This is a genomic window from Streptomyces sp. JLBG701 (assembly GCF_058544905.1).
Genome location: NZ_CM178588.1, coordinates 755,915 through 781,390 on the forward strand (window position 1 = coordinate 755,915; position 25,476 = coordinate 781,390).

The 25,476-nt window shown below is 70.3% G+C and carries 25 protein-coding genes and 1 pseudogene; 13 read left to right on the plus strand and 13 right to left on the minus strand.

The window, feature by feature from the left end; translation table 11 throughout:
* Window positions 1-31 precede the first annotated feature (31 nt).
* The 6 genes from AC5DRG_RS03410 to AC5DRG_RS03435 all read left to right on the plus strand — a co-directional run bounded on the left by AC5DRG_RS03410 (window position 32) and on the right by AC5DRG_RS03435 (window position 4,314).
* The gene (locus AC5DRG_RS03410) at window positions 32-376 is read left to right on the plus strand and encodes a hypothetical protein (protein ID WP_491807940.1); all 345 of its coding nucleotides are present in this window, start codon (window positions 32-34) and stop codon (window positions 374-376) included.
* Between the two features lie 5 nt (window positions 377-381).
* Window positions 382-1,293, plus strand: a complete 912-nt coding sequence (locus AC5DRG_RS03415; protein WP_491807942.1) for a hypothetical protein — start codon at window positions 382-384, stop codon at window positions 1,291-1,293.
* A gap of 9 nt (window positions 1,294-1,302) precedes the next feature.
* Complete coding sequence (locus AC5DRG_RS03420; protein ID WP_491807944.1) at window positions 1,303-1,716, plus strand: cytidine/deoxycytidylate deaminase family protein; 414 nt, start codon at window positions 1,303-1,305, stop codon at window positions 1,714-1,716.
* Between the two features lie 33 nt (window positions 1,717-1,749).
* Window positions 1,750-2,961, plus strand: coding sequence for an epoxide hydrolase family protein (locus AC5DRG_RS03425; RefSeq protein ID WP_491807945.1), 1,212 nt, complete (start codon window positions 1,750-1,752; stop codon window positions 2,959-2,961).
* Between the two features lie 110 nt (window positions 2,962-3,071).
* Complete coding sequence (locus tag AC5DRG_RS03430) at window positions 3,072-3,710, plus strand: ATP-dependent Clp protease proteolytic subunit (protein ID WP_491807946.1); 639 nt, start codon at window positions 3,072-3,074, stop codon at window positions 3,708-3,710.
* Between the two features lies 1 nt (window position 3,711).
* The gene (locus AC5DRG_RS03435) at window positions 3,712-4,314 is read left to right on the plus strand and encodes a ClpP family protease (protein WP_491807947.1); all 603 of its coding nucleotides are present in this window, start codon (window positions 3,712-3,714) and stop codon (window positions 4,312-4,314) included.
* A gap of 24 nt (window positions 4,315-4,338) precedes the next feature.
* Here AC5DRG_RS03435 and AC5DRG_RS03440 read toward each other — a convergent pair whose 3' ends face one another.
* Window positions 4,339-4,773, minus strand: a complete 435-nt coding sequence (locus tag AC5DRG_RS03440) for a helix-turn-helix domain-containing protein (protein ID WP_491807949.1) — start codon at window positions 4,771-4,773, stop codon at window positions 4,339-4,341.
* Between the two features lie 84 nt (window positions 4,774-4,857).
* On the opposite strand from AC5DRG_RS03440, the gene AC5DRG_RS03445 reads away from it, so the two are divergent.
* The gene (locus AC5DRG_RS03445) at window positions 4,858-5,640 is read left to right on the plus strand and encodes a class I SAM-dependent methyltransferase (RefSeq protein ID WP_491807950.1); all 783 of its coding nucleotides are present in this window, start codon (window positions 4,858-4,860) and stop codon (window positions 5,638-5,640) included.
* Between the two features lie 19 nt (window positions 5,641-5,659).
* Here AC5DRG_RS03445 and AC5DRG_RS03450 read toward each other — a convergent pair.
* Window positions 5,660-6,014 (minus strand): annotated as a pseudogene (locus tag AC5DRG_RS03450) (mycothiol transferase).
* Between the two features lie 105 nt (window positions 6,015-6,119).
* On the opposite strand from AC5DRG_RS03450, the gene AC5DRG_RS03455 reads away from it, so the two are divergent.
* Window positions 6,120-6,977: an RNA polymerase sigma factor SigF gene (locus AC5DRG_RS03455; RefSeq protein ID WP_491807951.1), complete on the plus strand. Its 858-nt coding sequence runs from the start codon at window positions 6,120-6,122 to the stop codon at window positions 6,975-6,977.
* A 79-nt stretch (window positions 6,978-7,056) separates the two neighbouring features.
* Here the strand turns inward: AC5DRG_RS03455 and AC5DRG_RS03460 are convergent, their stop codons facing one another.
* Together AC5DRG_RS03460 and AC5DRG_RS03465 are read right to left on the minus strand one after the other, a co-directional pair.
* Window positions 7,057-7,551 (minus strand): ATP-binding protein, encoded by a 495-nt coding sequence (locus AC5DRG_RS03460; protein ID WP_491807953.1) that lies wholly within the window; start codon window positions 7,549-7,551, stop codon window positions 7,057-7,059.
* Between the two features lie 162 nt (window positions 7,552-7,713).
* On the minus strand, window positions 7,714-8,925 hold the full coding sequence (locus tag AC5DRG_RS03465) for a DUF6777 domain-containing protein (RefSeq protein WP_491807954.1): 1,212 nt from the start codon (window positions 8,923-8,925) through the stop codon (window positions 7,714-7,716).
* Window positions 8,926-9,088: 163 nt separating this feature from the next.
* Here AC5DRG_RS03465 and AC5DRG_RS03470 point away from each other — a divergent pair, with 163 nt between their 5' ends.
* Window positions 9,089-10,360, plus strand: a complete 1,272-nt coding sequence (locus AC5DRG_RS03470; RefSeq protein ID WP_491807955.1) for a streptophobe family protein — start codon at window positions 9,089-9,091, stop codon at window positions 10,358-10,360.
* On the opposite strand, the gene AC5DRG_RS03475 is transcribed toward AC5DRG_RS03470, so the two are convergent.
* The 5 genes from AC5DRG_RS03475 to mgrA form a co-directional block, all read right to left on the minus strand.
* Window positions 10,361-11,350 carry a serine/threonine-protein kinase gene (locus AC5DRG_RS03475; RefSeq protein ID WP_491807956.1) on the minus strand — a complete coding sequence of 330 codons (990 nt, stop codon included), beginning with the start codon at window positions 11,348-11,350 and terminating at the stop codon, window positions 10,361-10,363.
* Window positions 11,350-11,898 (minus strand): SH3 domain-containing protein, encoded by a 549-nt coding sequence (locus AC5DRG_RS03480; protein WP_491812959.1) that lies wholly within the window; start codon window positions 11,896-11,898, stop codon window positions 11,350-11,352. The genes AC5DRG_RS03475 and AC5DRG_RS03480 overlap by 1 nt, the downstream gene beginning before the upstream one ends.
* A gap of 15 nt (window positions 11,899-11,913) precedes the next feature.
* A complete protein-coding gene (locus tag AC5DRG_RS03485) occupies window positions 11,914-14,253 on the minus strand; it encodes an ABC transporter ATP-binding protein/permease (protein ID WP_491807957.1) in 2,340 nt (779 codons plus the stop codon).
* An 81-nt stretch (window positions 14,254-14,334) separates the two neighbouring features.
* The gene (locus AC5DRG_RS03490) at window positions 14,335-14,745 is read right to left on the minus strand and encodes a hypothetical protein (protein ID WP_491807958.1); all 411 of its coding nucleotides are present in this window, start codon (window positions 14,743-14,745) and stop codon (window positions 14,335-14,337) included.
* Window positions 14,746-15,137: 392 nt separating this feature from the next.
* Complete coding sequence (gene mgrA, locus AC5DRG_RS03495) at window positions 15,138-16,130, minus strand: L-glyceraldehyde 3-phosphate reductase (RefSeq protein ID WP_491807959.1); 993 nt, start codon at window positions 16,128-16,130, stop codon at window positions 15,138-15,140.
* A 117-nt stretch (window positions 16,131-16,247) separates the two neighbouring features.
* On the opposite strand from mgrA, the gene AC5DRG_RS03500 reads away from it, so the two are divergent.
* Window positions 16,248-17,165 (plus strand): LysR family transcriptional regulator, encoded by a 918-nt coding sequence (locus tag AC5DRG_RS03500; RefSeq protein ID WP_491807960.1) that lies wholly within the window; start codon window positions 16,248-16,250, stop codon window positions 17,163-17,165.
* Between the two features lie 102 nt (window positions 17,166-17,267).
* Window positions 17,268-17,783 carry a mycothiol transferase gene (locus AC5DRG_RS03505; protein ID WP_491807962.1) on the plus strand — a complete coding sequence of 172 codons (516 nt, stop codon included), beginning with the start codon at window positions 17,268-17,270 and terminating at the stop codon, window positions 17,781-17,783.
* Here the strand turns inward: AC5DRG_RS03505 and AC5DRG_RS03510 are convergent.
* Both AC5DRG_RS03510 and AC5DRG_RS03515 read right to left on the minus strand, forming a co-directional pair.
* Window positions 17,765-18,835, minus strand: coding sequence for an adenosine deaminase (locus tag AC5DRG_RS03510; protein WP_491807963.1), 1,071 nt, complete (start codon window positions 18,833-18,835; stop codon window positions 17,765-17,767). The two genes, AC5DRG_RS03505 and AC5DRG_RS03510, sit on opposite strands and share 19 nt — an antisense overlap.
* A gap of 37 nt (window positions 18,836-18,872) precedes the next feature.
* Complete coding sequence (locus AC5DRG_RS03515) at window positions 18,873-19,265, minus strand: VOC family protein (RefSeq protein ID WP_491807964.1); 393 nt, start codon at window positions 19,263-19,265, stop codon at window positions 18,873-18,875.
* A gap of 187 nt (window positions 19,266-19,452) precedes the next feature.
* Between AC5DRG_RS03515 and AC5DRG_RS03520 the strand changes: the two genes are divergently transcribed.
* Window positions 19,453-19,800, plus strand: a complete 348-nt coding sequence (locus AC5DRG_RS03520) for a trypco2 family protein (protein ID WP_491807965.1) — start codon at window positions 19,453-19,455, stop codon at window positions 19,798-19,800.
* A 10-nt stretch (window positions 19,801-19,810) separates the two neighbouring features.
* Window positions 19,811-23,158: an NACHT domain-containing protein gene (locus AC5DRG_RS03525; RefSeq protein ID WP_491807967.1), complete on the plus strand. Its 3,348-nt coding sequence runs from the start codon at window positions 19,811-19,813 to the stop codon at window positions 23,156-23,158.
* On the opposite strand, the gene AC5DRG_RS03530 is transcribed toward AC5DRG_RS03525, so the two are convergent.
* Entirely contained in the window at window positions 23,145-24,041 is an 897-nt protein-coding gene (locus AC5DRG_RS03530) for an aldo/keto reductase (protein WP_491807969.1), read from the minus strand. The genes AC5DRG_RS03525 and AC5DRG_RS03530 overlap by 14 nt on opposite strands.
* A gap of 42 nt (window positions 24,042-24,083) precedes the next feature.
* Window positions 24,084-25,448: a phosphoinositide-specific phospholipase C-related protein gene (locus AC5DRG_RS03535; protein WP_491807970.1), complete on the minus strand. Its 1,365-nt coding sequence runs from the start codon at window positions 25,446-25,448 to the stop codon at window positions 24,084-24,086.
* Window positions 25,449-25,476 lie beyond the last annotated feature (28 nt).

The window sequence follows — 25,476 nt, forward strand, 5'->3', positions numbered from 1 at the left end:
TATCGGCCAACTGACGGAAAGGGGAGCCCTGGTGGACGCCGAACGATCGGCACTGACCACGCTGTGCCAGGAGTTCGACGCGCTGATCGGCGAGACCAGGCTTCACTCCACGGAACGTCAGGAACTGCTGGAACGGATCGTGGCCGAGGCGCGGACCCGGCGCCCGGTGCTCACCCTGCTGGGCCAGTTGCTGAACACCGACCGTGAGACCACCCTGCGGACGCTCGCGACGGGGCTGCCGGGAGCCGGGCCGGGCATCGCCCGTCAGGAAGCCTTCCGCTGCCCGGACGGCGCCTGTGACCGGACGGCGGTACCACTCCCGGCGGGGGCGATACCGCGCTGCGCCGTCATGGGCCGGCTCATGGTGCGGGGGTAGCTCAAGTGGGCGGTTTCTTCCAGCAGTTGGCCAAGACGCTGGCCGACCGGTGGATCAGCCTGCTCGTGCTGCCCGGTGCGTTCTTCCTCGGCGCGGTGTGGCTGTCCGTCAGCCTCGGCCACGCCGACGCGTGGAACATCACGCTGCTGACCCGGCAGACCGAGGACACCGCCACCAGGGTCCGGGACCTGCCCAGCGGGGCGCAGGCACTCCTCGTCGTAGCCGTACTGGCGGCCGCCGCCGGTGTGGGCTTCGTCGTGCAGTCGCTGGCCGGAGTCACCCGGCGCGTCTGGCTGGGGCAGTGGTCCCGCCCCCTCGCCCCGGTCGCGGCGGCGCGGACGGCGCGCCGGCGTGCACGGTGGCACCGGCTGGTCGAGGAACGCCGGGCGCTCGAAAACGCGAGCCCGGGCATCCGCACCCGCGAGCAGCAGGACCAGATCGACGCCGCGGCCGAACGCCTCACCCGCTTGGCCATGGCCGAGCCGGGCAGGCCGACCTGGATGGGCGACCGGATCCAAGCCGTGGAGTCGATCGCGTACCACCGCTACGGACTCGACCTGGCCTACGGCTGGTCCCGGCTCTGGCTGGTCCTCCCCGACTCCGCACGCACCGAACTCACCGCCTCGCACTCGGCGTTCGCCGCCGCGGTCGCCACCGGAACCTGGGCCGTGCCCTACCTCCTGCTCACCGTGGTGTGGTGGCCCTCCGTGCTGGTCGCCGCGGGCATCGGCCTGACCGGGTGGGCCCGCGCCCGCGCCGCCGTAGCCGAACTCACCACTTTGACCGAGGCCGTCCTCGACCTGCACGGCCGTACGCTGGCGGCCGCGCTGGGCGTCGGCGACCCCACGGAGGAGACCGGTCCGCTCACGATCAGCGAGGGCGAGCGCATCACCGACCTCGTACGAAAGGGCCGCTAGGCAGAGAACATGACCACACAGACCCATCACGTCGACGACGAACTCGTCCAGGCCGCGGCGCACGTCGCGCGCACTCGCTGCCGAGGGGACAACCACACCATGGCGGCAGCGGCCCGTGCCCGGGACGGCCGGATCGTCACCGCGGTGAACGCCTACCACTTCACGGGAGGGCCCTGCGCCGAGCTGGTCCTCCTCGGCGCGGCAGCCGCCCAGGGCGCCTACGAGCTGGACACGATCGTCGCCGTGGGCGACCGCGACCGGGGTGTTGTTCCCCCGTGCGGCCGGTGCCGCCAGGTCCTTCTCGACTACTTCCCCGCCCTCAAGGTCATCGTCGGCGCGGGCGACCGCATCCGAACCGTCCTCATCACCGACCTGCTGCCCGAAAGCTACGTATGGGCCGACCACCAGCTCGACGCCGAGTGAACCGCGCCCCGATGCGGAACTAGCATCGCGGCCATGACGTCCTCGCCCGCCGACAGCGGCAGCAGAATCGATCCGTTCCGCATCGACATCCCGCAGAGCGAACTCGACGATCTCCACTACCGGCTCGACCACACCCGCTGGCCGGACTCCCTGCCGGGGGTGGGCTGGGCGTACGGCGTTCCGGACGACTATCTGCGGGAGCTGGTCCGGTACTGGCGGCACGAGTACGACTGGCGGGTGGCAGAGGCCGAGCTCAACGAGTGGCCGCAGTTCACCACCACGATCGACGGGGCGAACGTCCACTTCGCCCACATCCGGTCGCCGGAGCCGAACGCCACGCCGCTGGTCATCACCCATGGCTGGCCGGGATCTATCGTCGAATTCCTGGACATCGTCGGGCCGTTGACCGACCCGGCAGCCCACGGGGGTGATCCCGCGGACGCGTTCCATGTCGTCGTACCGAGCATTCCGGGGTTCGGGCTCTCCGGGCCGACCACGGAGACCGGCTGGGAGGCCGGCCGGGTCGCCGACGCGTGGGCGGAGTTGATGACGCGGCTCGGCTACGAGCGGTTCGGTGTGCAGGGCGGCGACTGGGGCTCGGCCATCTCCCGCGAGCTGGGCCGGGCCCACCCGGACCGCGTCATCGGCGTGCACCTCAACCTGCTGCCCGGCGCGCAGGCCACCCGCGAGCCCACCCCCGAGGAGCTCGCCGAACTGAGCCCCGAGGAGCGGGAGAACACCCTCGCCTCGTGGCGCGGCTGGAGCGCCTGGTCGCTGGAGGGGACCGGATACGCCGCCCTTCAGTCCACCCGGCCGCAGACCCTGGCGTACGCGCTCACCGACTCGCCCGTCGGTCAACTCGCCTGGATCGTCGAGAAGTTCCAGGAGCGGACGGACTCCGAGGAGCTGCCCGAGGAGGCGGTCACCCGGGACCGGCTGCTGACCAACGTGATGCTGTACTGGCTGACCGGGACCGCCGGTTCGTCCGCCCGCGTCTACTACGAGCGCGCGCACGCCGTGGGCGACCGGGCCGGAGCCCCGCGTCAACCGTCGACGACGCCGACCGCGCTCGCGCTCTTCCCGGCGGAACTGCAGATCCCGTTGCGGCACAAGGCCGACCGCACGGAGAACATCGTCCGGTGGACGAAGCTCGACCGGGGCGGCCACTTCGCGGCGATGGAAGAGCCCGACCTCCTGGTGAGCGACGTGCGGGCGTTCTTCCGGCAGTTGCGCGAGAAGGGCTGAGCGCCCGCTCTGCCCGTGGCGAATCTGCCACCGGCAGAGAATCCGCATCCCGGCATCGTCCGAGGTCAAGAGTGGAGTGGACGGCATCCCCGCCACCACGAGGAGAACCGATGACTCCACTCACCACGCTCGCTCCGCGGGCCGAGGAGGGCGACACCCCTCCGAGCCGCTTCGACGACCACCTCGCCGCCCAACTGCTCGCCCAGCGGATCGTCCTGCTCGGCACCCAGGTCGACGAGGTCTCCGCGAACCGGGTCTGCGCCCAGTTGCTGATCCTGTCGGCGGAGGACCCGCGCACCGACATCAGCCTGTACGTCAACAGCCCGGGCGGCTCGGTGCACGCGGGCCTGGCCATCTACGACACGATGCGGCTCATCCCCAACGACGTGTCGACGCTCGCCATGGGATTCGCCGCCAGCATGGGGCAGTTCCTGCTCAGCGTCGGCGCGCACGGCAAGCGGTACGCGCTGCCCAACGCGCGGATCATGATGCACCAGCCGTCGGCGGGCATCGGCGGCACCACCGCCGACATCGAGATCCAGGCGGAGAACCACGAGTTCACCAAGCGGACCATCGAGCGGATCACCGCGGAGCACACCGGCCAGAGCCCGGAGACCATCTCCCGCGACGGCGACCGCGACCGCTGGTTCACGGCCGAACAGGCCAGGGAGTACGGCATCGTGGACCGGGTCGTCGAGTCGTTCGCCGACGTGACCCCGGTCGTCACACGGCGACGGATGGGGCTCTGACATGGGTACGTACACGATTCCGAACGTCGTCGAGCGGACCCCGCAGGGCGAGCGGTCCTACGACGTGTTCAGCCGGCTGCTGTCCGAGCGGATCATCTTCCTCGGCACCGAGATCGATGACGGCGTCGCCAACGTCGTCATCGCGCAACTCCTCCATCTGGAGTCGTCGAGTCCGGAGAGCGAGATCGCGATCTACATCAACTCGCCCGGCGGCTCGTTCACTTCACTGATGGCGATCTACGACACGATGACGTACGTCCAGTCACCGATCTCGACGTTCTGCGTCGGCCAGGCGGCCTCCACGGCGGCCGTACTGCTGGCCGGCGGGGATTCCGGGCGGCGGTTCGTGCTGGAGCACGCGCGCGTGCTGCTCGGGCAGCCGGCGAGCGGCGGACATCAGGGCATGGTGTCCGACCTCGCCCTCCAGGCCCGGGAGATGGTGCGGATCCGCTCGCAGGTCGAGGAGGTGCTGGCGCGTCACACGCATCACGACATCGCGACGCTGCGCGCGGACATGGACCGCGACAAGGTGTTCACCGCGCAGGAGGCGGTGACGTACGGGCTCGCCGACGAGGTGGTCAGCCGGCGCCTCGTCAGGGTCTGAGGCACCGGCTCGTGGAGCGACCGGTCAGGCGGCGACCAGGCACAGCCCGTTGTACGGCGCGGTGGACGTGCCACGTCCGGTGCGGGTCCGCCGGTTCTCGATCCGGACGAGCTCGCCCTGCGCCAGCGAGAGGAGGTCGCTGAGGCCCAGGCCGAGGGCGTGGGCGGCGGCCGCGAGGACCTCGGAGGAGGCCTCCTTGCGGCCGCGCTCCACCTCGGAGAGGTAGGGCATGGAGATCCGGGCCGCGTCGGCGACATCCTTCAGGGTGCGCTCCTGGGCGAGACGCTCGCGGCGCAGGACGTCCCCGACCAGGTCGCGCCACAGTGGCTCCTTGGGGCGCTCACCGGGAAGCGCCTCCGGCCGCACACCGGGCCGTTCCGTGGGCCGTTCCGCGGGCTCCACTCCCGTCCTGGGGCGCAGCTGGATGACGCGGGCTTCGTCGGTCGCTCGGTTGGTCACCCCTTCAGCGTAGAAGCAGTGGACGCCCAGGGAAGGGATCAGCATTCTGCCCTGGGTGGAATCACGACCGCGGAGGATACGGGAATGGCGCTGCGAGACACGTTCGACGAGGACGCCGAGCGCTACGAACGGGCCCGGCCCCGCTATCCCCGGGCCCTGATCGAGGACCTGGTCGCGGTGACCGGCCTCGGCCCCGACAGCCGCGTCCTGGAGGTGGGTCCCGGCACCGGCCAACTCACCGTTCCACTGGCCGAGTTCGGCTGTCACCTCACGGCGGTGGAGCTGGGCCCCTCACTGGCTGAGGTGGCACGGCGCCGACTGCGGGAGTTCCCGCGGGCGGACGTGGTGGTGGCGGACTACGAGCGCTGGGAGTTGCCACCCCAGCCGTTCGACCTGGTGGTGAGCGCGACCGCGTACAACTGGATCGACCCGGCGGTGAAGTGGGTCAAGGCGGCGGCCGCGCTGCGCCCCGGCGGCTGCCTGGCCCTCGTCACCACGCACCATGTGGCGGGCGGCACCGAGGACTTCTTCGCCCGGGCGCAGCGCTGCTACGAACGCTGGGATCCGGCGACGCCGCCCGGGCTGCGCCTCGCGGACGAGGCCGAAACGGCAACCGACACGGGCGAGTTGGAGCGCTCCGGGTCCTTCGAGAACGTGGAGTCGAGACGCCACGCCCAGGACATCGCCTACTCCGCCGACACCTACCTCGACGTGCTCCTCACCTACTCGGGCCACCGCGCCCTGGACGAGCCCTCCCGCCAGGGCCTGCTGGACTGTCTCCGCGATCTGATCGAGGGGCGCTACGCCGGCCGCATCACCAAGCGGTACCTCCATGAGCTGATCACGGCTACGCGTGCGCAGGCCTGAGGATGCACCGACGCCCGCCCTACTGTCCGACCCGCCCGTCGATGCGTTCGCGCAGGAAGTCGGCGTGGCCGTTGTGCCGGGCGTACTCCTCGATCATGTGCACCAGCACCTCGCGGAGCGAGATGGGCTCGTCATGGATCACGCCCATGAACCAAGACTGTTCTGACTGCGTCCAGGTGACGTACCAGGCCGAGCAAGGACATGTCTGACAGTGGCACCGAACAGCGCGCCGTGGACTCGGCGCCCGGTCCCGCGCACTTCATCTCCAGTGTCAGCCGCCGGTCGCGCAGCTCGACCACCCGAAACTCCGCTCGGGCTGCGTGGTTTGTGACTCCGTGATGTCCGTCATAGCGGCGAGCATCGGTGCTCGTCAGCCGTGGCCGCCACCGATTTTGCGTCGCCACGCCGAACGGGGCGCATGCCTCGCGTCACTCCGGGTATCCGCAGCCGGGAAGAGAAAACGCCGCATCGTGACTCTTGTGGGAGAGGAAGTAGTGGACACCATCGCCGTCACAGAGGGACCACTGCAGGTAGTCGTGGACCCGCGGACCATGGCTCCGCGCGACGCGCGGGAGCTGTCCCCGCAGTTCTTCCAGCGCCTCGCGGAACTCGACGAAGGAACCCACGAGTTCCAGTACGCACGCAACACCCTCATCGAGATGAACATGTCGCTGGTGCGGTTCGCGGCCGGCCGATTCCGCCATCGCGGCGACGACATGGAGGACATAGTCCAGACCGGGATGATCGGCCTCATCAAGGCCATCGACCGGTTCGAGCTGTCGCGCGAGGTCGAGTTCACGTCGTTCGCGCTGCCGTACATCGTCGGCGAGATGAAGCGGTTCTTCCGTGACACGACGTGGGCGGTGCACGTGCCCCGGCGGTTGCAGGAGCTGCGCGTCGACCTCGCCAAGGCGAACGAGGAACTCTCCGCCCGGCTGGACCGCGACCCGACGGTCGCCGAACTCGCCACGCTGATGAACATCACCGAGGACGAGGTGATCGAGGGCCGGCTCGCTTCCAACGGGTACAACTCCGCGTCGCTGGACGCCGCGCTGCACGGAGACGGACCCGAGGACGGGGAGGCGGTGCTCGCCGACTTCATCGGCGTCGAGGAGGACGGGCTGCGGCTCGTCGAGGACTGCCAGTCCCTCGCCCCGCTGATGGCCGAACTCAGCGAACGCGACCGGCAGATCATCCACATGCGATTCGTCGAAGAGGCCACCCAGGCGGAGATCGGGGAACGGCTCGGCTGCTCGCAGATGCATGTGTCCCGGCTGATCAAGCGGATCATCGCGCGCCTGCGCAAGGGCATGCTGGGCGAGCTGGGCTGCGCCTGACGGAAGTCCGACGGAAGGGGGCGCGCCGACACTCTCGGCGCGCCCCCGGCAGTTCACCTCGCGGACGGCTCCCTGCGGCTCACCTCGTCTGCGGCTCGGCGACCTTCGCCCGGCCCGCGTTCCTCCGGCCCAGGTCCACCACCGCCCGTACACGCTTGCCGACCGGCACCCGCTCGCTGGCGACCTCCGCGGCCAGGGCGTGCACTATCTCCAGACCGTGCCTGCCGACGCGCTCGGGATCGCGCGGGAAGCTCCTGGGCAGGGCCGCGCTGCTGTCGTACACGGACACCGTCACCCAGGTGTCCGTGCCCTCCAGGTCCAGGATGTACGGCCCGTTGCTGTGCCGGTCCGCGTTGGTGACCAGCTCGCTCACCACGAGGAGCACCTCCCCGTCGACGCGCTCGTCGATCGCGGCGCACCACTCGGTCCTGAGCTGCTCCAGGAAGCGTGCGGCGAAGGACCGCGCCTCGGCGATGCACCCCGGTTCACCGGAGTAGTGCGCCGCTCGCCGGAGCGGTTCCACAGGCACGTCGAAGCCAGTCGAAATCACTGCCCCGTCCAGGTGTTCGATCACATGTTTCTCTCTCGGAGGCCGGCCCGGCCGGTCGCTGTTGCATCTGTGCTCGTACCCCGAGCCGCGCCGGGCAGTCCCCACGTCCCGTCTTCCGCGTCACACCGCAGGTGAGGAGAGCGACGGGGTCGCGCTCGACGGGGTCGCGAGCGAGGTGGACGCCGACTAGCTGACCGTGTCGGAGGATTCGGTGTCCGATGGGACCAGCTGGGCCAAGGACAGGTCGGAAGGCGGCTCGGACGTCTCGGGCTCCAGGGACGGCGGCTCCGAGGACGGGGTCTCCGAACCCGGCGACGAAGAGGACGGGGAGGAGGGAGCCGTCGACGTCGGCGGACACGGTGTCGTCGAGACACTGGGCGTCCCGGTCGCACCACTGGGCGACGAGGCACACGGCGACGGGGAGTCGGACGGCGGCGACGCCGGTGAGGTCGGCGGGGACAGGGTCACCGACGGGGAGGGGTTGACCGGCGGATCAGTCTTGTGGTCCTTGCCCCCGGTGTCCCCGTGGTGGCGGCCGAACCAGTCGTCGTGGTCGTGGTCGTAGATGACGAAGATGTTGATGACCGTCACCGAGGGCGCGACCACGACGACGTTCTGGGGCCGGTACGACGGCCATGAGTCGCCGGTCATCTTGGGCGTGCTCTGCTGGGCGACGGGCGGTGCCAGCGGGTTGCCACAGGCGCAGCGGACCCGGGGCACTCCGCGGTCGTCCACGAGGACGGCGGTGCCCGACTGGAGGACGGCCTGGTAGCTGGTGGCTGCGCCGTCGCGGTAGCCGTGGTTGGTGACGCGGGTGTCCATGCGCAGTTGTACGGGGGTGAGCGAGCGCAGATAGGCGGGCACGCCGGACGGCTGGACGCCGGCGACCGAGGCGAACGCCGCGTTCTTCGACGGGGCCGCCTGGAGGGCCTTGATCTGCTTCTCGACGTCACAGCTGGAGGTGTTGCGGGTGCCGCCGTAAAGGCCGGGCGCCGCGCCGTCCACGCCCCGCACGGCGTTGGCGGACTCCGACTCGGTGGCCGGGGAGGCGGAGACCGGCGGGGCGGAGCTGTCCGTCGCCGTCGACTCGGTGAAGGGGTCGGGGCCGCTCTTGCTCGCCGCCTGGAGGAAGACCTCGCCGTCGGCCTTGTTCGAGCCGCCGTCGGAGCCGGTGAAGACGACCGCCAGGACGACTGCGGCCACGACGGCTGTCGCCAGCACCGCGACGCGCGGCGCGGACTTCCACCAGGGCCGGTGGGGCTCCTCCGGAGTACCTCCTCCGCCGCCGCTGCCGCCCGGGGGCTGCGAGGGCGGGCCTGAGGGCGGCTGGGAGGGGCCCGACAGGGGGCCGGAGGGCGGCCCTGTGGGGCGGCCGGAAGACGGCGGTTCGACGCTCACGAGCTCTTCTTCCCGACGCGGGTTTCCCACGGCACTTGTCACACTCTGTACCGATTGTTTCCACAACGAACCCATTGTGTGCTCCGAACGTGTTGCGCTCGCAAGCCGACGCGGACGGCCCTCCCGGCGGGCACACCGCCCGGCAGCTGCTTAGCGTGGCAGCGTGAGCCCCCGACCCCCCTCTGACCAGCTAGTAGCCCGCCACGGCTGGTTCCAGGCCCTCGCCACGGTCCTGGCCGCTCTGATCGCGATGGGCGTGACCGCGGGGCTGGGCCTCTGGGCGGCCGACGCCACGGACCTCCCGGACGACGCCTTCCCCCGGGTCCTCGCGGCGACCGTGGTGACGGCGGTCGGCGGCCGGATCGAACTCGCGGGCAACGCCGGATCACTCGCCGAGACACAGGCCGGCCTGACAGTGGTCCCGCTGTCGGTGACGCTTGTCGGTGCCCTGGTGATCGCGGCGGGCTTTCTACGACCCCTGCGGCACCGTGCGGTCGCGAGTACCGGCGAACTCACCGGCTGGGCCGCGAGGATCGCCGCGCTCTGGCTGCTGGCGCTCATCGGCCTTGCGTACGGGGCTCGCCAGACCTTCGCCGTCTCGCTGGGGGACGGAACCCTCAGCGACCTGGGCGACGTGTTCGGCGCCGCCTCCCCCGAGGTCGGCTTCCAGGCCGACGTGCCGCGGACCCTGGTCATGGGTGTGCTGTGGCTGGCGGGAGTGCTGATCCTGGCCCTGCTGGTCTCGCCCCGGGCTCCGCTGCCGGCCCGGCTATTGCGCTTCCAGGAGTCGGTACGTCCGGCCGCGTACGCCATGGTCGTCCTGCTGCTCGCCTGCGTCGTCCTGGGCATCGCCATCGCCCTGGTCACCGCGGCGACGCGCGGCCACGCCCCGGAGACCTTCGCGGTGATCCTCCTGGGCATGCCCAACCTCGTCTGGCTCACCCTGACGATCGGCCTGGGCGCCACCTGGAACGGCCGCGTGGAAGGGCCGTTCGGGCTGCCCATGCCGCATGTCCTCGACGAGGTGCTGCGCACCCCGGACGTCTCCACACTCAGCCTGAGCTCGATCGCCGAGTACGACGGCCGGGTGTGGTGGCTGGTGGTGGTCGACGCGGTGCTGCTGCTGGCCGCCGCGTTCGTGATGGCGGCGCGCTCACCGGCCCGGATCCGCGCCTGGCAGCACGCCCTGCACATGGCGCTCGCCCTCACGCTGACGGTCCTGCTGATCTTCGTGATCGGCCGCGTCTCCGCCCACTACGGCCTCTCCCTCCTCGGCATCGGCGACCTGGGCGGCAACCTCTCCGGAGAGCTGTTCCTCAAACCCGAACTCTGGCCCGCCCTGGGCCTGGCCGCCCTGTGGGGCCTGGTGACGGGCTTCCTCGGCGCCCTGCTCGCACGGCCGGTGCATCGACGGGGCGAGGTCGAGAAGACGTGACTAAGGCTCCCGGAACACCGGTTCCGCCCAACGCGGTGGCGGTTTCGGTTTCTCCCTCGGAGTTTCTACGACCCTCAGGTCCACCTCGGTCGGTGGGTGGCCGCTCTCCGGGGTGCCGCGCGCGGCTGCGCGCAGGGCGGTCACGAAGGCGCGGCAGGAGTCGTAGCGGTCGTCGGGGCTCTTGGCCAGGGCCTTGACGAAGACCCCGTCGACCGGGGCGGCCAGGTCGGGGCGGGCCTCGGTGAGGGGCGGTGGTTCGTCGTACTGGTGGGCCCAGAGCAGGGCCATGTCGTCGTCGCGGCGGAAGGGCGGTCGGCCGGCGAGGGTCTCGTAGACGACGCAGGCCAGGCCGTAGACGTCGCAGCGGCCGTCGACCGGGCGGCCCGAGATCTGTTCGGGGGCCACGTAGTCGAGGGTGCCGACGAACTGGCCGACGGTCGTGAAGCCGGTCAGGGACAGGGACTTCTTCGTCAGGCCGAAGTCGGTGAGGTAGACGTGCTCGGGGTGGTCGCTGTCGGTGCCGCGTGCGACGAGGATGTTGCCGGGTTTGACGTCCCGGTGGACCAGGCCGTGTTCGTGGGCGGCGTCCAGCGCGGAGGCGACCTGTGCGGCGATGCGGACGGCGGCCGGGAGCGGCAACGGGCCGTTCCGGTCGAGGAGATGACGCAGGTCGCTGCCGGAGACGTACCGCATGGCGATGTACAGGACACCGTCGGTCTCGCCCGCCTCGAAGACGGGCACGATGTGCGGGTGGTCGATCGCGGCGGCCACCCGTGACTCATGGGTGAAGCGCTGTCGGAAGGTGTCGTTGCGGGCGAGTTCCGGGGCGAGCAGCTTGAGGGCGACGGTGCGGTCCAGGCGCAGGTCCTTGGCCTGGTAGACGACGGCCATGCCGCCGCGGCCGATCTCGCGCTCGACGCGGTAGCCCGCGACCTGCTTGCCGACCAGTTCGGAGGGCCGGCCCGAGAAAAGGCTGGACTCGCGCGCCATCACACGTCACCGTCGGGTGTCACGACGCGCGTGGGGGCGTGGCCGGGGTCCTCCGCCTCGGCCTGCGGTTCCCCGTCCGTCGCGTACGTGCTCAGCCGGGTGCCGTCGCCGTACACCCACCGCCCGTGCCGGGCGTCGTACAGCCACACGTGCTCCCCGTCGACGACCACCCCGATCCGCAGTCCCCGGGTCCGCCCGCGGAAGGACTCGCCGTCGAGGCCGCCGGCCGCGAGGTCCTCCACCGCGCCCCGGTAGCGCGAGAGGGTCTCTTCCGCGTCGGCGAGCAGGGGGCGGGGGTCGGCCGTGTGGGCGAGGGGGCCGCCGGCGGCGGGCGGGTCCTGGGGGACGGTGACCAGGAAGCGGCCGTCGACCCAGGCGGACCAGCCGTTGGCGCACCGGACGTGCCCCCAGTCGCCGCGCTGTTCGACGAGCTGGACCGGCAGCAGCGGGTCGAGGGGCACGGTGGGCCGGGCGGGGTCGGGGGCCTCCCAGGCGGGCATCCCGTGCTGGGGGACGACATGCGTGGGCCGGAAGCCGGGGGCGGGCATCGTCATCGGGGCCGCCTACTTCCGCATCACGGCGGGTTCGTGCCGGCGCAGCAGCCGGGACACGGCGTAACCGAAGAGGGCCGACAGCACGACCAGCATGGCCATGTTGAGCAGCCACACGCCCGCCGAGTGCTCGAACAGCGGATCGCCGGTCAGCTCGCCGGGCACGATCCGGGCCAGCCCGATGGTGCCGGCCATCCCGCCGAGCGCCCATCGGGAGGGCACCAGCCAGGACAGCTGCTCAAGGCCCGGCACGCCGTCGAGTTTGAGCAGGGCGCCGCAGAAGACGACCTGGACGATGGCGAGCAGCACGAGCAGCGGCATCGTCACCTCCTCCTTGCGCACCAGCGCGGAGACGAGCAGGCCGAGCATCATCGCCGTGAAGGCCAGCAGGGCGACGGCGACGATGATTTCGACGAGGGGTGGCAGCAACACGCCTTCGCCGCCGGGCGCATTGAGGTCGACACCGAGCAGGGCGACGAGGGTGAGCACCACCGCCTGCAGCACGGTGATCGTCCCGAGGACCACGACCTTCGACATCAGGTACGCCGATCTGGACAGGCCGACAGCCCGTTCGCGCTGGTAGATCACGCGTTCCTTGACGAGCTCGCGGACGGCGTTGGCCGCACCGGTCAGGACTCCGCCGACGCACAGGATCAGCAGCGCGTTCATCGCGGTCTCCTGGGTCAGCTTGCTGCCGGCCAGGGCCCTGGCCATCGCTCCCATCACGAACGGCAGCGCGATCATGATGGCGAGGAAGGTCCGGTCGGCGCTGAGCGCGGTGGCGTACCGGCGGATCAGGGTGCCGAGTTGCGCGCCGCGACTGCGGGGCCGGAGCGGCGGGGCCATGATGACCGGGCCCGAGCGGGGCAGATGGGGTTGTGCGGTCGAGTTGACGATGTACTGGCGGTGGAACGGCGAGTCGCGGTACTCCCCCGCCCAGTCCCTTGCCTGGTCCCGCTCGAAGGCCTCGAAGGCCTCCGGCCACTGCTCGTAGCCGAAGAAGGCGAGCGTGTCGTCGGGCGGTCCGTAGTAGGCGACCTTGCCGCCGGGTGCGAGTACCAGGAGGCGGTCGCAGACATCGAGGCTCAGGACGCTGTGGGTGACGACGATGACGGTCCGGCCGTCGTCGGCGAGGCCGCGCAGCATGTGCATCACCGAGCGGTCCATACCGGGGTCGAGTCCGGAGGTGGGTTCGTCGAGGAAGAGCAGCGACGGCTTGGTCAGCAGTTCCAGGGCCACACTGACCCGCTTGCGCTGCCCGCCGGAGAGGCTGTGCACGGGCTGCCGGGCGCGCTGCTCCAGGCCCAGTTCTCCCATGACCTCGTCGACCCGGGCCCGGCGCTCCGCCTTCGCGGTGTCCTGCGGGAAGCGCAGTTCGGCGGCGTAGGACAGGGCGGCGCGGACGGTGAGCTGGGCGTGCAGGATGTCGTCCTGCGGGACGAGGCCGATGCGCTGGCGCAGTTCGGCGTAGTCGCGGTAGAGGTCGCGGCCGTCGTAGAGGACGGTGCCGTGGTCGGCGGGGCGCTGTCCGGTCAGGGCGTTGAGCAGCGTGGACTTTCCGGCGCCGCTGGGGCCGACGACCGCGAGCAGGCACTTCTCCCCCACCGGGAAGGACACCTGGTCCAGGAGCGTCTTGCGGCCGCGGTCCACGGCGACGGTGAGGTCCTGGACGTCGAGGGAGACCTCGCCGGTGTCGACGTACTCCTGGAGCTGGTCGCCGACCAGGCAGAACGCCGAGTGTCCGATGCCGACGATGTCGCCGGGGCCGACCGGGGCGCGGGTGACGGGTCCACCATTGAGGAACGTGCCGTTGTGGCTGCCGAGGTCGACGATCTCGTACGTCCCGTCCGGCAGGGCGCGCAGTTCGGCGTGCCGGCGGGAGACCACCAGGTCGTCGACGACGAGGTCGTTGTCATCGGCACGGCCGATGCGGACGGCACGGGAGGGCAGCGGCCGTACCGTCGTGGGCTGCCGGAAGGTGCTGGTCAGGCGGGGCATGGAGACGGCCGAGGGGCGCTCGGGCGCCGGTGCGGAGCGAACGGCCAGGACGGCGCGGGGCCCATCCGACGGGTTGCCGAAGCGGATGACGCTGCCGGGGCCCACGCCCCACTCATGGACACGGCGGCCATCTGCGTAGGTGCCGTTGGTGCTGTGCTCGTCCTCCAGCGTCCAGTGGTCGGCGTCGGGCCGCAGCACCGCGTGGTGCCACGAGACCCGGGCATCGTCGATGACGATGTCGCTCAGAGGGTCGCGTCCGACGTGGTAGTCACGGCCCGGACTCATCACCGTGGAGCCCGTGTCGGTCTCCACGACGAGTTCGGGCGCCGTCGGCGCGATCGGCCGCTCCGCCATGCCAGAATTCTACCGATTCGCTCAGATGTGCGCCTGATCTCAGACCGGCGGGCTCGTGGCGGGCGGCGGGCATGCCACCTGTCAGGCCACGGGTACGACGAGCGCCCGGATGGTCCGCTGCATGCGCAGGGCGTCCACGGACTCCGCGAGGAGCTCGTACTCGGTGGTGTCGTCGTTGGTGGCGATCCGGATCAGCCGGCCGGCGGCCAACTCCTCGGCGACCATCTCCTGTTGATCCATGTCACCGCACCAGGCACGCAGTACGGCGGGTACGTCGGGCACGGTGCCGGAGACCGGCACGAGGGCGTTGGGCGGGAACTGCGGACTCTCGGGCTGCGGATCGAGCCGCTCCGCGATCCACGCGGCGCGGTCCCGTAACCACCACAGGGCCAGCGCCAGGGTCGGCGCCCGGTAGCTGCCGAGGGGGACGCCGATGCGCCGCCCGTCGCAGGTACCGTACGCCGTCACATGACACAGGAATTCGTCGTGCACGATCAACTCCCCCGTTGCATGGCTCGAATGCCGGCTGGGCCTCGCTTTCCGTGCGGCTCCTGTGCGGTGAAGTCCCTGACCTTTGAGTATCTTCACTCCTGAAACACTGTCACCATGACTTTTTGGCCAGTCTCTTGGCATATTCACCGCAGCCATTGGCCGAAATGCGACGGGCCGTCACGGAGCGTCATTGCGCGGGGGGTCGCAATTGATCACTGGGGAGCGAGATACGGGTTCCGACCTGCAAGGACGACGTCGAGGTGAATACGAGCGGAGGACGTCGTGGGTTCAACCGGAAAGCGGACGCGGAATTCACAATGGACCCTGCCCGGCACCGTCTGAACGGGCCGGGCAGGGTCCATTGGCGAAGTACTACGGCGTACCGCGGCTTTCTACGGCTTGATCACCGCGTCGATCCGGGCCAGTTCCTCCGCCTCGAAGTCCAGGTTGCCGATGGCGGCGACGCTGTCCTCCAACTGCTGGGGGCTGCTCGCGCCGACGAGGGCCGAGGTGACGCGCCCGCCGCGCAGGACCCAGGCCAGGGCCAGCTGGGCCAGGGACTGGCCGCGGGACTTGGCGATGTCGTCGAGGGCGCGCAGCCGGCCGACCAGGTCCTCGGTCACCGCGTCGGAGTTCAGGAAGGGGCTGTCGCTCGCCGCCCGGGAGTCCTCGGGGATGCCGTCGAGGTAGCGGCCGGTGAGCAGGCCCTGCTCCAGCGGGGAGTAGGCGATGGAGCCGACCTGGAGCTCGTCGAGGGCGTCCAAGAGGCCCTCGTCCTCGGGGCGGCGGTCGAGCATCGAGTAGCGCGGCTGGTGGATGAGGAGCGGGGTGCCCAGCTCGCCCAGGATGCGGACGGCCTCGCGGGTCTGCTCCGCCGAGTAGTTCGAGACACCGACGTACAGCGCCTTGCCCTGCTGGACCGCCGAATGCAGGGCGCCCATCGTCTCCTCCAGGGGAGTCTCCGGGTCGGGGCGGTGCGAGTAGAAGACGTCGACGTAGTCCAGGCCCATGCGGGTCAGGCTCTGGTCGAGCGAGGAGAGCAGGTACTTGCGGGAACCCCACTCGCCGTACGGGCCCGGCCACATCAGGTACCCGGCCTTGGTGGAGATCACCAGCTCGTCGCGGTAGCCCGCGAAGTCGGCCTTCAGGGCCTCGCCGAAGGCGCTCTCGGCGGCGCCCGGCGGCGGGCCGTAGTTGTTGGCGAGGTCGAAGTGGGTGACGCCGAGGTCGAAGGCGCGGCGCAGGATGGCACGCTGCGTCTCCACCGGCCGGTCGGGACCGAAGTTGTGCCACAGACCGAGCGACAGCGCGGGAAGCTTCAGACCGCTGCGTCCGGTGCGCCGGTAGGGCATGTCCGCGTAACGGTCGGGGTGTGCGGTGTACAACGCGACTCCAGAGGGGTTGGCACGGTTTCCTGAGAACCGGTGCCCACTCTTTCGCGACCTGGGGGCATCGGTCCAACAGAAGAATCCGATGGAATTCAGCGGATAGGCTTCTCAATCATGGAACTGCGCCATCTCCAGCACTTCGTCGCGGTCGCCGAGGACCAGCACTTCACCCGAGCCGCCGAGCGGCTCCTGGTGTCCCAGTCGGGCCTGTCCGCGTCCATCCGGGCGCTGGAGCGGGAGCTGCAGACCCCGCTGTTCGTGCGGACGACCAGGAGCGTGACCCTCACCCCGGCCGGCCGGGCGCTGCTGACCGAGGCGGAGCGGATCCTCGCACAGGTGCGGACGGCCCATGAGGCGGTCGCCGCGGTGCAGGGGGTGCTGCGCGGCATGCTCGCGCTCGGGTCCGAGCAGTGCATCGCCGGGGTGCATGTGGCGGGGCTGCTCGCCGCATTCCGGCGCCGGCATCCGGACGTGGAGATCTGTCTGCGGCAGGCGGGATCGGGCGCGCTCGCGGAGGAGGTCTCGGCCGGCCGCCTCGACCTGGCCTTCGCGGTGCGGACGGCACAGGAGGACATCGACCAGCTCCGCGTCGTACCGCTCACCAGCGAGCCGATGACCGTCCTGTGCCATCCCAGTCACCGGCTCGCGGCAGCCGGGGTGGCCCTGACGCCTCAGGAGTTGGGCCGTGAGGTCTTCGTCGACTTCCACCCGGACTGGGGGCCGCGCCGCACCACCGACGCGACCTTCGCGGCGGCGGGTGTGCGGCGGACGGTCGCGCTGGAGGTCAACGACGTGCACAGCCTCCTGGACCTGATCGACGAGAACCTCGGCATCGCCGTCGTACCGCGCCACTTCCGCCACAAGCGCGAGGGCCTCACCGCCCTCCCCCTCAAGGGCACCGGCGAGGCGGTGTACGAGACCGTCGCCCTGCTGCCTCCGCCGGAGGCCACCAGTCCGGCGGCCCGGGCGCTGATGACCCTGCTCGAAACAGGGGGCTTGGCAACACCCCCGGAGGGTGTCCACCCCTCCTGACCTCGGCGGCCGGCGGGCTTGTCGACGCAACCGGGCACCGGGTTGCGTCAAGGGAGTTGGATTCCGGACGCGTGACGGACGGCGATGCGCGATGGTGGACGTATGCATGCAAAGGACATTCTCATCGACGCGTACGGCCGCATCCAGGAAGAAGTCCATGCCGCCGTCGACGGCCTGTCACCGGACGAACTGCACGCCCGTCCCGCCGCCGACGCCAATTCGATCGCCTGGCTGGTCTGGCACCTCACCCGCGTCCAGGACGACCATGTCGCCGACGCCTCCGGACTCGACCAGGTCTGGCTGGCGCAGGACTGGGAGAAGCGCTTCGGGCTCGATCTGCCGCGCCTGGACACGGGGTACGGCCATACGTCCACGCAGGTCGCCAAGGTGCGGGTCGAGTCGGCCGGCCAGCTGACCGGGTACTACGACGCCGTGCACGAGCAGACCCTGGGGTTCGTGCGCGGGCTGACCGCCCAGGACTACGAGCGGATCGTGGACGAGCGCTGGGATCCGCCGGTCACCCTGGGGGTACGGCTGGTGAGCGTCCTGTCCGACGATCTGGAACACGTCGGACAGGCCGCCTACGTACGGGGACTGCTTCAGAGCACGGATTCGTAGCCCGGCAGGATCACGTCCCGGATCAGGGCGTTGCGCTCGTCGAACGGGATGAACGCGCTCTTCACGGCGTTCACCGTGACCGTGCGCAGGTCCTCGATACCCCAGCCGGCCTCCTCGACCAGCAGGGACATCTCGCGGGTCATGGTCGTCCCGGACACCAGACGGTTGTCGGTGTTGAGGGTGACGCGGAAGCCGAGGTCCTTCAGGGCCGTGATGGGGTGCTCGGCGATCGAGGTGGCGGCTCCGGTCTGGAGGTTCGAGGTCGGGCACATCTCCAGGGCGACCCGGCGGTCGCGGACCCAGTCGGCGAGGCGGCCGAGCTTGCCGTCCACGATGTCGTCGGTGATGCGGACGCCATGGCCGATGCGCTGGGCGCCGCACACCTGGAGGGCCTGGTGGATGCTGGGCAGGCCGTGGGCCTCGCCGGCGTGGATGGTGAACGGGACGCTCTCGCGGCGCAGGTACTCGAAGGCGGCCAGGTGGTCGGCGGGCGGGAAGCCGTCCTCGGCGCCGGCTATGTCGAAGCCGACGACACCGGCGTCCCGGAAGGCCACCGCGAGGTCGGCGGCCTCACGGACGCGGTCGAACATCCGCATGCCGCACAGCAGGGTGCCGACGCGGACCGGGGTGCCGGCGGCGGCCGCCTTCGCCATCCCGGCCGCGAGGCCCTCCTGGACGGTCTCGACAACCTCGGCGAGGGCCAGTCCGCCGGCGGTGTTCAGCTCGGGGGCGTAGCGCACCTCGGCGTAGACGACACCGTCCTCGGCGAGGTCGAGGACGTACTCCTCGGCGGTGCGCAGCAGGCCCTCGCGGGTCTGCATGACGGCGAGGGTGTGCTCGAAGGTGGCGATGTAGCGGACCAGGTCGCCGGAGTTCGCGGCGTCGTAGTACCAGGCGGCCAGCTCGTCCGGGTCGGTGGTGGGCAGCGTGTGACCGACCTCGGCCGCGAGCTCCACCACGGTGGCGGGGCGCAGGCCGCCGTCGAGGTGGTCGTGCAGCACGGCCTTGGGGAGGCTGCGGAGGATGGCGGCGTCTATGCGCGTAGAGGTCATGTGCGGTCGTTCCTCGGCGATGTCTCGGTGAGCGGGGTCAGGCTGCGGGCTGGAGCAGGTCCCAGCGGTTGCCGTACAGGTCCTGGAAGACGGCGACCGAGCCGTAGGGCTCATGGCGCGGCTCCTCCAGGAAGGTCACGCCCGCGGCGGTCATGCGGGCGTGGTCACGGGCGAAGTCGTCGGTGTGCAGGAAGAAGCCGACGCGCCCGCCGGTCTGGTCGCCGACCCGGCCGCGCTGGGCCTCGTCCTTGGCGCGGGCGAGCAGCAGGCCGGTGCTGTGCGCCTCGGTGCCGGGCTCGACGACGACCCAGCGGGAGCCGTCGGGGCGGGGCGTGTCCTCGACCAGCCGGAATCCGAGGGCCTCGGTGTAGAAGCGGATCGCCTCGTCGTAGTCGTCGACGACGAGGGTGACCAGGGCGACGCGTCTCATCGGAGCCTTTCGGGAGCCTTTCGGGGCAGGCGGTTGACGAGAGAGGTTATACGTAAAACTTGGCGCACGCCAGTCGCTCCTCCCCGAGGTGGCATGAAGATCCGCCCAGCCTCCCAACACCCGTGCCGTGGAGCGGCGTTAACGCTAGATTGCCTGCCTGAGCACCGAGAACGGGGAGGACGCACGCATGAGCACTGCCGGCGTACCGGAAGGCATCGAGCTGGCGGACGCGGTTCAGGCCGTACGCGATCAGCTCCTCCTCGCATCGAGCCGATCCGCGGGACAGGACGTGCGCTTCGAGGTGGGGGACATCCACATGGAGTTCATGGTCGAGTTGCGCGCGGAGGACAAGGGCGGCGCGAGGGTCCGGGCCTGGGTCGTTGATGCCGGCGTCGACGCGACGCGGGCCGACACCCGTACGCACAAGGTCGCCTTCACGCTGACGCCCAAGGACGCGCGAACCGGGGCTCCTTGGCAGGTTGGCAACCCTGAACCGGGCGGCACCGGCCGGTTCGGAAACAGCGGCGCGCACTGACGGTACGACCATGAACAGAGCCGTGTCTCCGGCGGACCGTGTCGTCCTGGTCAGCGGCCTGACCCAGGGCACCGGTGTGCTTCTCACCCCGAGCCTCGTGCTGACCGCGGCACACGTACTGCGCGGCCCGCGCCGGGCACGCGTCACGCATCCGGACGCCGGTGCGGAACCGAAGCGGTATCCACCCCGGCTCGTTCTCCTCCCCCCGGGGTCTCCCGGCGTCGCCTCGGTGATGCACCCGAGCGGCTCCGCGTCGGTTCCCTGCGACGTGCGCTGGATCGACCCGGAACGCGATCTCGCGCTTCTCGAGGCACACACGCAGGTGGTGACCCCGGCGTTCCTCAAGCCGCTCGGCAGGCTGCGCTGGGGCCGCGTCGACACCGCGCAGCCCGTTCCCGACTGCCAGGTCATCGGCTTCCCCGACGTGCAGCGCGACGCCGTGACCGGTGAGATCGAATGCGACCAGTACGAGGTCACCATGCTTCCAGTGGCCAGTCGGCTGCGCCCGGACATCCTGGTCTGCGAGTTCTCCCGCGCGCCCGCCACCGAGCGCGCCGACGGCTCGTCCCCGCTGGCCGGGCTCTCCGGAGCTCCGGTGTTCGCCGGGGGTGTCCTGACTGGCATCGTGACCAGCGTCCCCCGGGGACGCGGTCACATGCGCATCGAGGCGGAATCGGTCGACGACGGTGTCGCCAAGGCCTTCACCCTGCCGGAGGCCGAGCGGCCACTGTCTCTGGAACGGGTCACCGAGTTCCACCGGCATGACGAGCTGTTCGAACGCGAGTACCGGGAGGCGATCAAGACCCGGTTCCGCAGTATCGCGATCATCGGGGTCGACGAACTGGGGACTCACGAGTCGCGCTGGGACCTGGACACGGCCTACCTGCACCTGGAGGCGGAGGACTCCCGCGCCTTCCGCCAGTCCGAAGGCACCCCGCCCAGGGCGCGACGGGTCGACGAGCAGTTGCTGGCGGCCGGTCCCCGGGTGCTGCTGCGGGGAGAGGCCGGCGCGGGGAAGACCACGCTGGTCGGATGGCTGGCCTCCCACACCGCCTCCCACTCGCTGGAGGGCAGCCTGACGGCGCTCAACGGCCTGGTCCCGTTCGTCATCCCGCTGCGCAGGCTGCGCGCCCAGGGCGACACGTTTCCCAGGCCGGGCGACCTCCACCGCATAGCCGGTCTGATGACCGGTGACCCGCCGGTGAACTGGGCCCGCAGGGTGCTGGACTCGGGCCGTGGACTCCTGCTGGTCGACGGTCTCGACGAGGTGCCGCAGGAGGATCGTACGGATGCCCGGCACTGGCTGGGTGAGCTCCTGGCCTCCTTCACCCCCGCGCTCTGCCTCGTCACGGTGCGGCCGTTGGCGGTGAAGGAGGACTGGCTGGCGCACGAGGGTTTCAAGGAGCTCCACCTCCTGCCCATGCGGGACACGGACATCGAGGCCTTCGTGCACGCCTGGCACGACACGGCACGTCTGGACGTGTCCGCCGCGGATGACGAGGACCACCACCTGTCCGAACTGGAGGCCTCCCTCAAAGCCCGCTTCACCTCAAGTCCGGCCCTGCGCAATCTCGCGCGCACTCCCCTGCTCTGCGCCGTGATCTGCGCTCTCCACCGGCGCAGCGGCGGAGACCTGCCCGTCAGCCGGCCCGAGCTCTACACGGCCGCGCTGAAGATGCTCCTGGGCAAGCGCGACGCGCGGCGAAGGATCACCGGGCCGGAAGGGATCGAACTGAGCCCGGAGGCACACCAGGCGCTCCTGCAGCGCATCGCCGTGTGGCTGGTGCGCAACGGCCAGTTGCAGCTCTCCCACGAGCAGGCCATCGGTCAGTTGACGCCCGCCCTGCAGGGAATGCCGAAGGTGCTGAAGCAGGGTCCGGCGGAGGCCATCTTGCGGCACATGCTCAATCGCAGTGGAGTCCTGGAAGAACGCACCGCTGACAGCATCCAGTTCATTCACCGCACATTCCAGGACTACCTGGCCGCCGCCGAGTTCCGCGACAGCGACTGCCTGGCGGAGATGCTGCAGCACGCCTCGCAGGAGGAGTGGCATGACGTCGTCCTGCTGTCCGTCGGTCACTGCACGGCCGCCGAAGTGCGCGGCGTGATCGAGCATCTCGTGGAGCAGGGGGATGCCCGGTCGGGACGCAAGCGGTGGAAACTCCGAGTTCTCGCAGCGAGTTGCGCGGCCGAGGCGGTGTTCCTGCCGCCGGAGACACGCCAGGCGGTGGAGGAGCGCGTCAAAGCCTTCATGCCGCCCGAAAACGCCCGCCAGGCAACCGAGGTGGCCGGACTCGGGCCGTACGCCCTTCCGATGCTGCCTGGCCCCATCGGTTTGCCGGAGGAGGTGCAACTCCTCGTCACCACGACGCTACGGAAGATCGGCACTCCCGAGTGCCTGCCGCTCGTCCTCGACTTCGCGTCGCAACCGAGCCCGCTGGTACGCCAGTTCGTCGTCTCGGCCTGGCGGGACTTCCCTGTCGAGCGGTACGCCCGTGAGGTGCTGGCCCGTATGCGGCTGGACGATCTAGAGGTGCTCGTCGACCGCGATCACATGATCAGGAGCCTGCACCATCTCGGTCCGCTGAGGAAGGTCGTCGTCAGTGGTCCCTTCGACGCGGCTCTGCTGGACAACGACCTGCCGCAGGACACGATCGAGAACCTCACCGTGAGGGACAATTCCCGCTTGTCCGACCTGTCCTTTCTGACCAGGCGTCCGGGAATCAAGCACCTGTTCATCGGGAACGGGACCTGTGTCCATGATGTCGCCACCCTTGCCGGCGCGCCCCTGGTCACGTTGGAACTCGGTGCCGCCCTGCTCGAACGAGGGCACCTGGACGTCATCCCCACACTTGAGCAGCTCCGCGAGCTGCGTCTCTGGGGGCTGCGTGACAGCCAACTCCCCCCAGCGCACCCCACGGTCATGCGGCTCTCGGTGTCCGGCGACAAGCTGCGCCTCGACTCCCTCCACCGCTGGGCAGGCCTGCGCGGACTCGCCCTCTGGAACGAGACACCTGTCGACGAGCTCTTCGACCAGATCAGGGGCCTGCCGAAGCTGAAGGCGCTCCGGATCCCGGTGCGTGACCCCGCGCTGGAATTCGCCGGCCTCCCGTTCCAGCCAGGCATTCACTCCCTCACCTTGATGAAGGTCAAGGACGATCCCGAACTGGTCGGGCTTGGCCTTGCCTTCCCCTTCCTGAGGAGGCTCACCCTGGAGTTGGACGCCGTCGACCCGACGGTCGACCTCTCCCCGCTGCAAGGACTGCCGGGGTTGTCCGTCACGATCGTCGCGCGGAGCCGTCCGCGTCTTACGGGCGCGGAACCGTTCGGCGACCGTCTCCACATCAAGGCCCCGTAGCCACCAGCCGCCTCAACTCGTCCTCGGTGAGACGGATCGCGCCCGCGGCCACGTTCTCGACGAGATGGTCGGGGTTGCCCGTCCCGGGAATGGCGAGAACGTGCGGGCCCTGCGCGAGCGACCAGGCGAGCCGGATCTGGGCGGGACTGGCGTCGTGGGCGCCCGCGATGGCCAGTACCTCGTCGTCGTGTGCGGTGGTGGCCCCCTGTGCCCCTCCCTCGCCCGCGATGGCAAAGAACGGAACGAAGGCGATGCCCTGTTCCCCGCAGATCCGCAGCATCTCGGCGGTCTCGGGGTTGCGGGAGTCCAGCCCGAACCTGTTCTGCACACTCACCACAGGGGCGATCTCCTGCGCCTCGGCGAGATGCCGGGGCTCGACGTCGGAGATGCCGAGGTGCCGGATCAGGCCCTCCTTGCGGAGCTCGGCGAGCGCGCCGAAGTGCTCGGCGATGGAGTCCTGGCGCATCCGGCGGAGGTAGACGAGATCGAGATGGTCCCGGCCGAGCTGGCGCAGGTTCTCCTCGACATGGCCGCGCAGGTCCTCGGGGCGTGCCGAAGTGCCCCACTCCCCCGAGTAGTTCCGGAAAGGCCCGACCTTCGTGGCGATGACGAGGTCGTCGGAGTAGGGGGCGAGCGCGCTGTTGATGAGCTCGTTGGCGGAGCGCAGGGACGAGAAGTAGAAGGCGGCCGTGTCGATGTGATTCACACCGAGTTCGATCGCCTTGCGGAGTACGGCGATCGACCGGTCGCGGTCGCTCGGTGTGCCGAGGTGGAAGGCGGCGCTGCCCGTCAACCGCATCGCGCCGAAGCCGATGCGGTTGACGGACAGGTCGCCGAGTTTCCAGGTGCCGGAGGCCTGTGCGGTGATCGTTTCCGAGGTCATCAGCGGAGTCTCGCACAGGGACCGTCAGGCGGAACGGGCGCTTTACGGATATGTGTACGTGTTGAGCGAGTTGACCGCCGACGCCGGGTCCCCGAGGTCGTAGCGGTCCACGGCGAGGAAGTTGGGCTTCTTGCGGGCGGCCGGCTGGCAGAACCGCTTGGCCCGGTCGGTCAGTTTGGTGTTGTCGGTCTGCGCGGTCGAGGCGATCGCCGCGTCGCGGAAGTGGTTCATGACGAAGAGCGGCCGGAAGGCGGTCTCGGTGCGGGTCAGCGGGATGTTGGCGTTGGCGTCGTACCAGCGGCTGTAGCAGGCCCAGTTGGAGGAGCCGAGGCCCGAGCCCATGGACCAGTAGTTCTCGACGGTCCACTCCCGCTGGTACATCACCCCGAAGCTGTCCCGGGTCAGGCCCGCGGACTCGTCGGAGGAACGGCTGTGGTCGGTGAAGATGAGCAGCCGGTCGTTGGCGGCGATCAGGTCGGCCACCTTGGGCCAGCCGCTTTGCCGGACACCTGTCTGGTCGGGGCGGTAGAGCACGTCGGACAGGCCGCTGACCCGGGCGAGTTCACTGCGCAGGACGCCCGGGTCGACGTAGTCCTCCAGGAAGACGGTGACGACCTGGTCGGGATGCGCCTTCAGGAAGTCGACCATGCGCTGGATGTCGACCCACAGGGCGACCGGACTGCTGACCAGGGTGCAGCTGTTGTGGCAGAGGATCGCCCCGTCCGAGGTCTGGTGGATGTCCATCATGAATCCCCGGACACCGTCGGCGAGTTGCTGGTTGATGCCCCGGGACTGGTTCGGCACCAGGTTGACGAAGGGCGGTGCGAAGCCGCCGTCGACTCCATTGGCGTAGGCGTTGTGCGAGGTGAGGAACGTGACCTGGTCCAGGGTGCGTTGGTCCGCCGACGGCATGGTGCCCGTCGTGGGCGTGACCGGGGTGAGGTACCAGGCGGCGAGGGTGCCGGAGGAGCCGACGGCCAGCTGGGCGGGGTAGTTGGAGCCGGACGGCTTGGCAGCCACCGTCAAGTAGCGCTCCGTTCCCGGGGACTTGAGGGTGTACTGGTCGGGGCCGGTCGGGGTGATCTCCCAGGCCGCGTCCGCGCTCGTGCAGGCCACGGTTCTCGCCTGGTCGCCGGAGCGGCCGAGGCAGCTGCCGGCCGTGTCGGTGCTCTCCAGGACGTACGAGGATCCGCTCGCCCGGAGAGTCCACTGCTGGCGGTCCTCGTTGCCCTTGGGGTTGTGCTGCTCGACCGCTCCGCTGTTGTCGGCCGCGTTGAGCCCGGTCGTGGCGCTCTGGACGTAGTAGGCGCCCGCGGCCGGGACCGCCGTGGCGGCTCCGGCCGGGGGTGCCACGACCGTCGCGGCGAGCGCGGCGGTCGTGGCGAGCAGGGCGTGGGGGGTGCGCATGACGATGCCCTTCATCCGTGCGGGATCA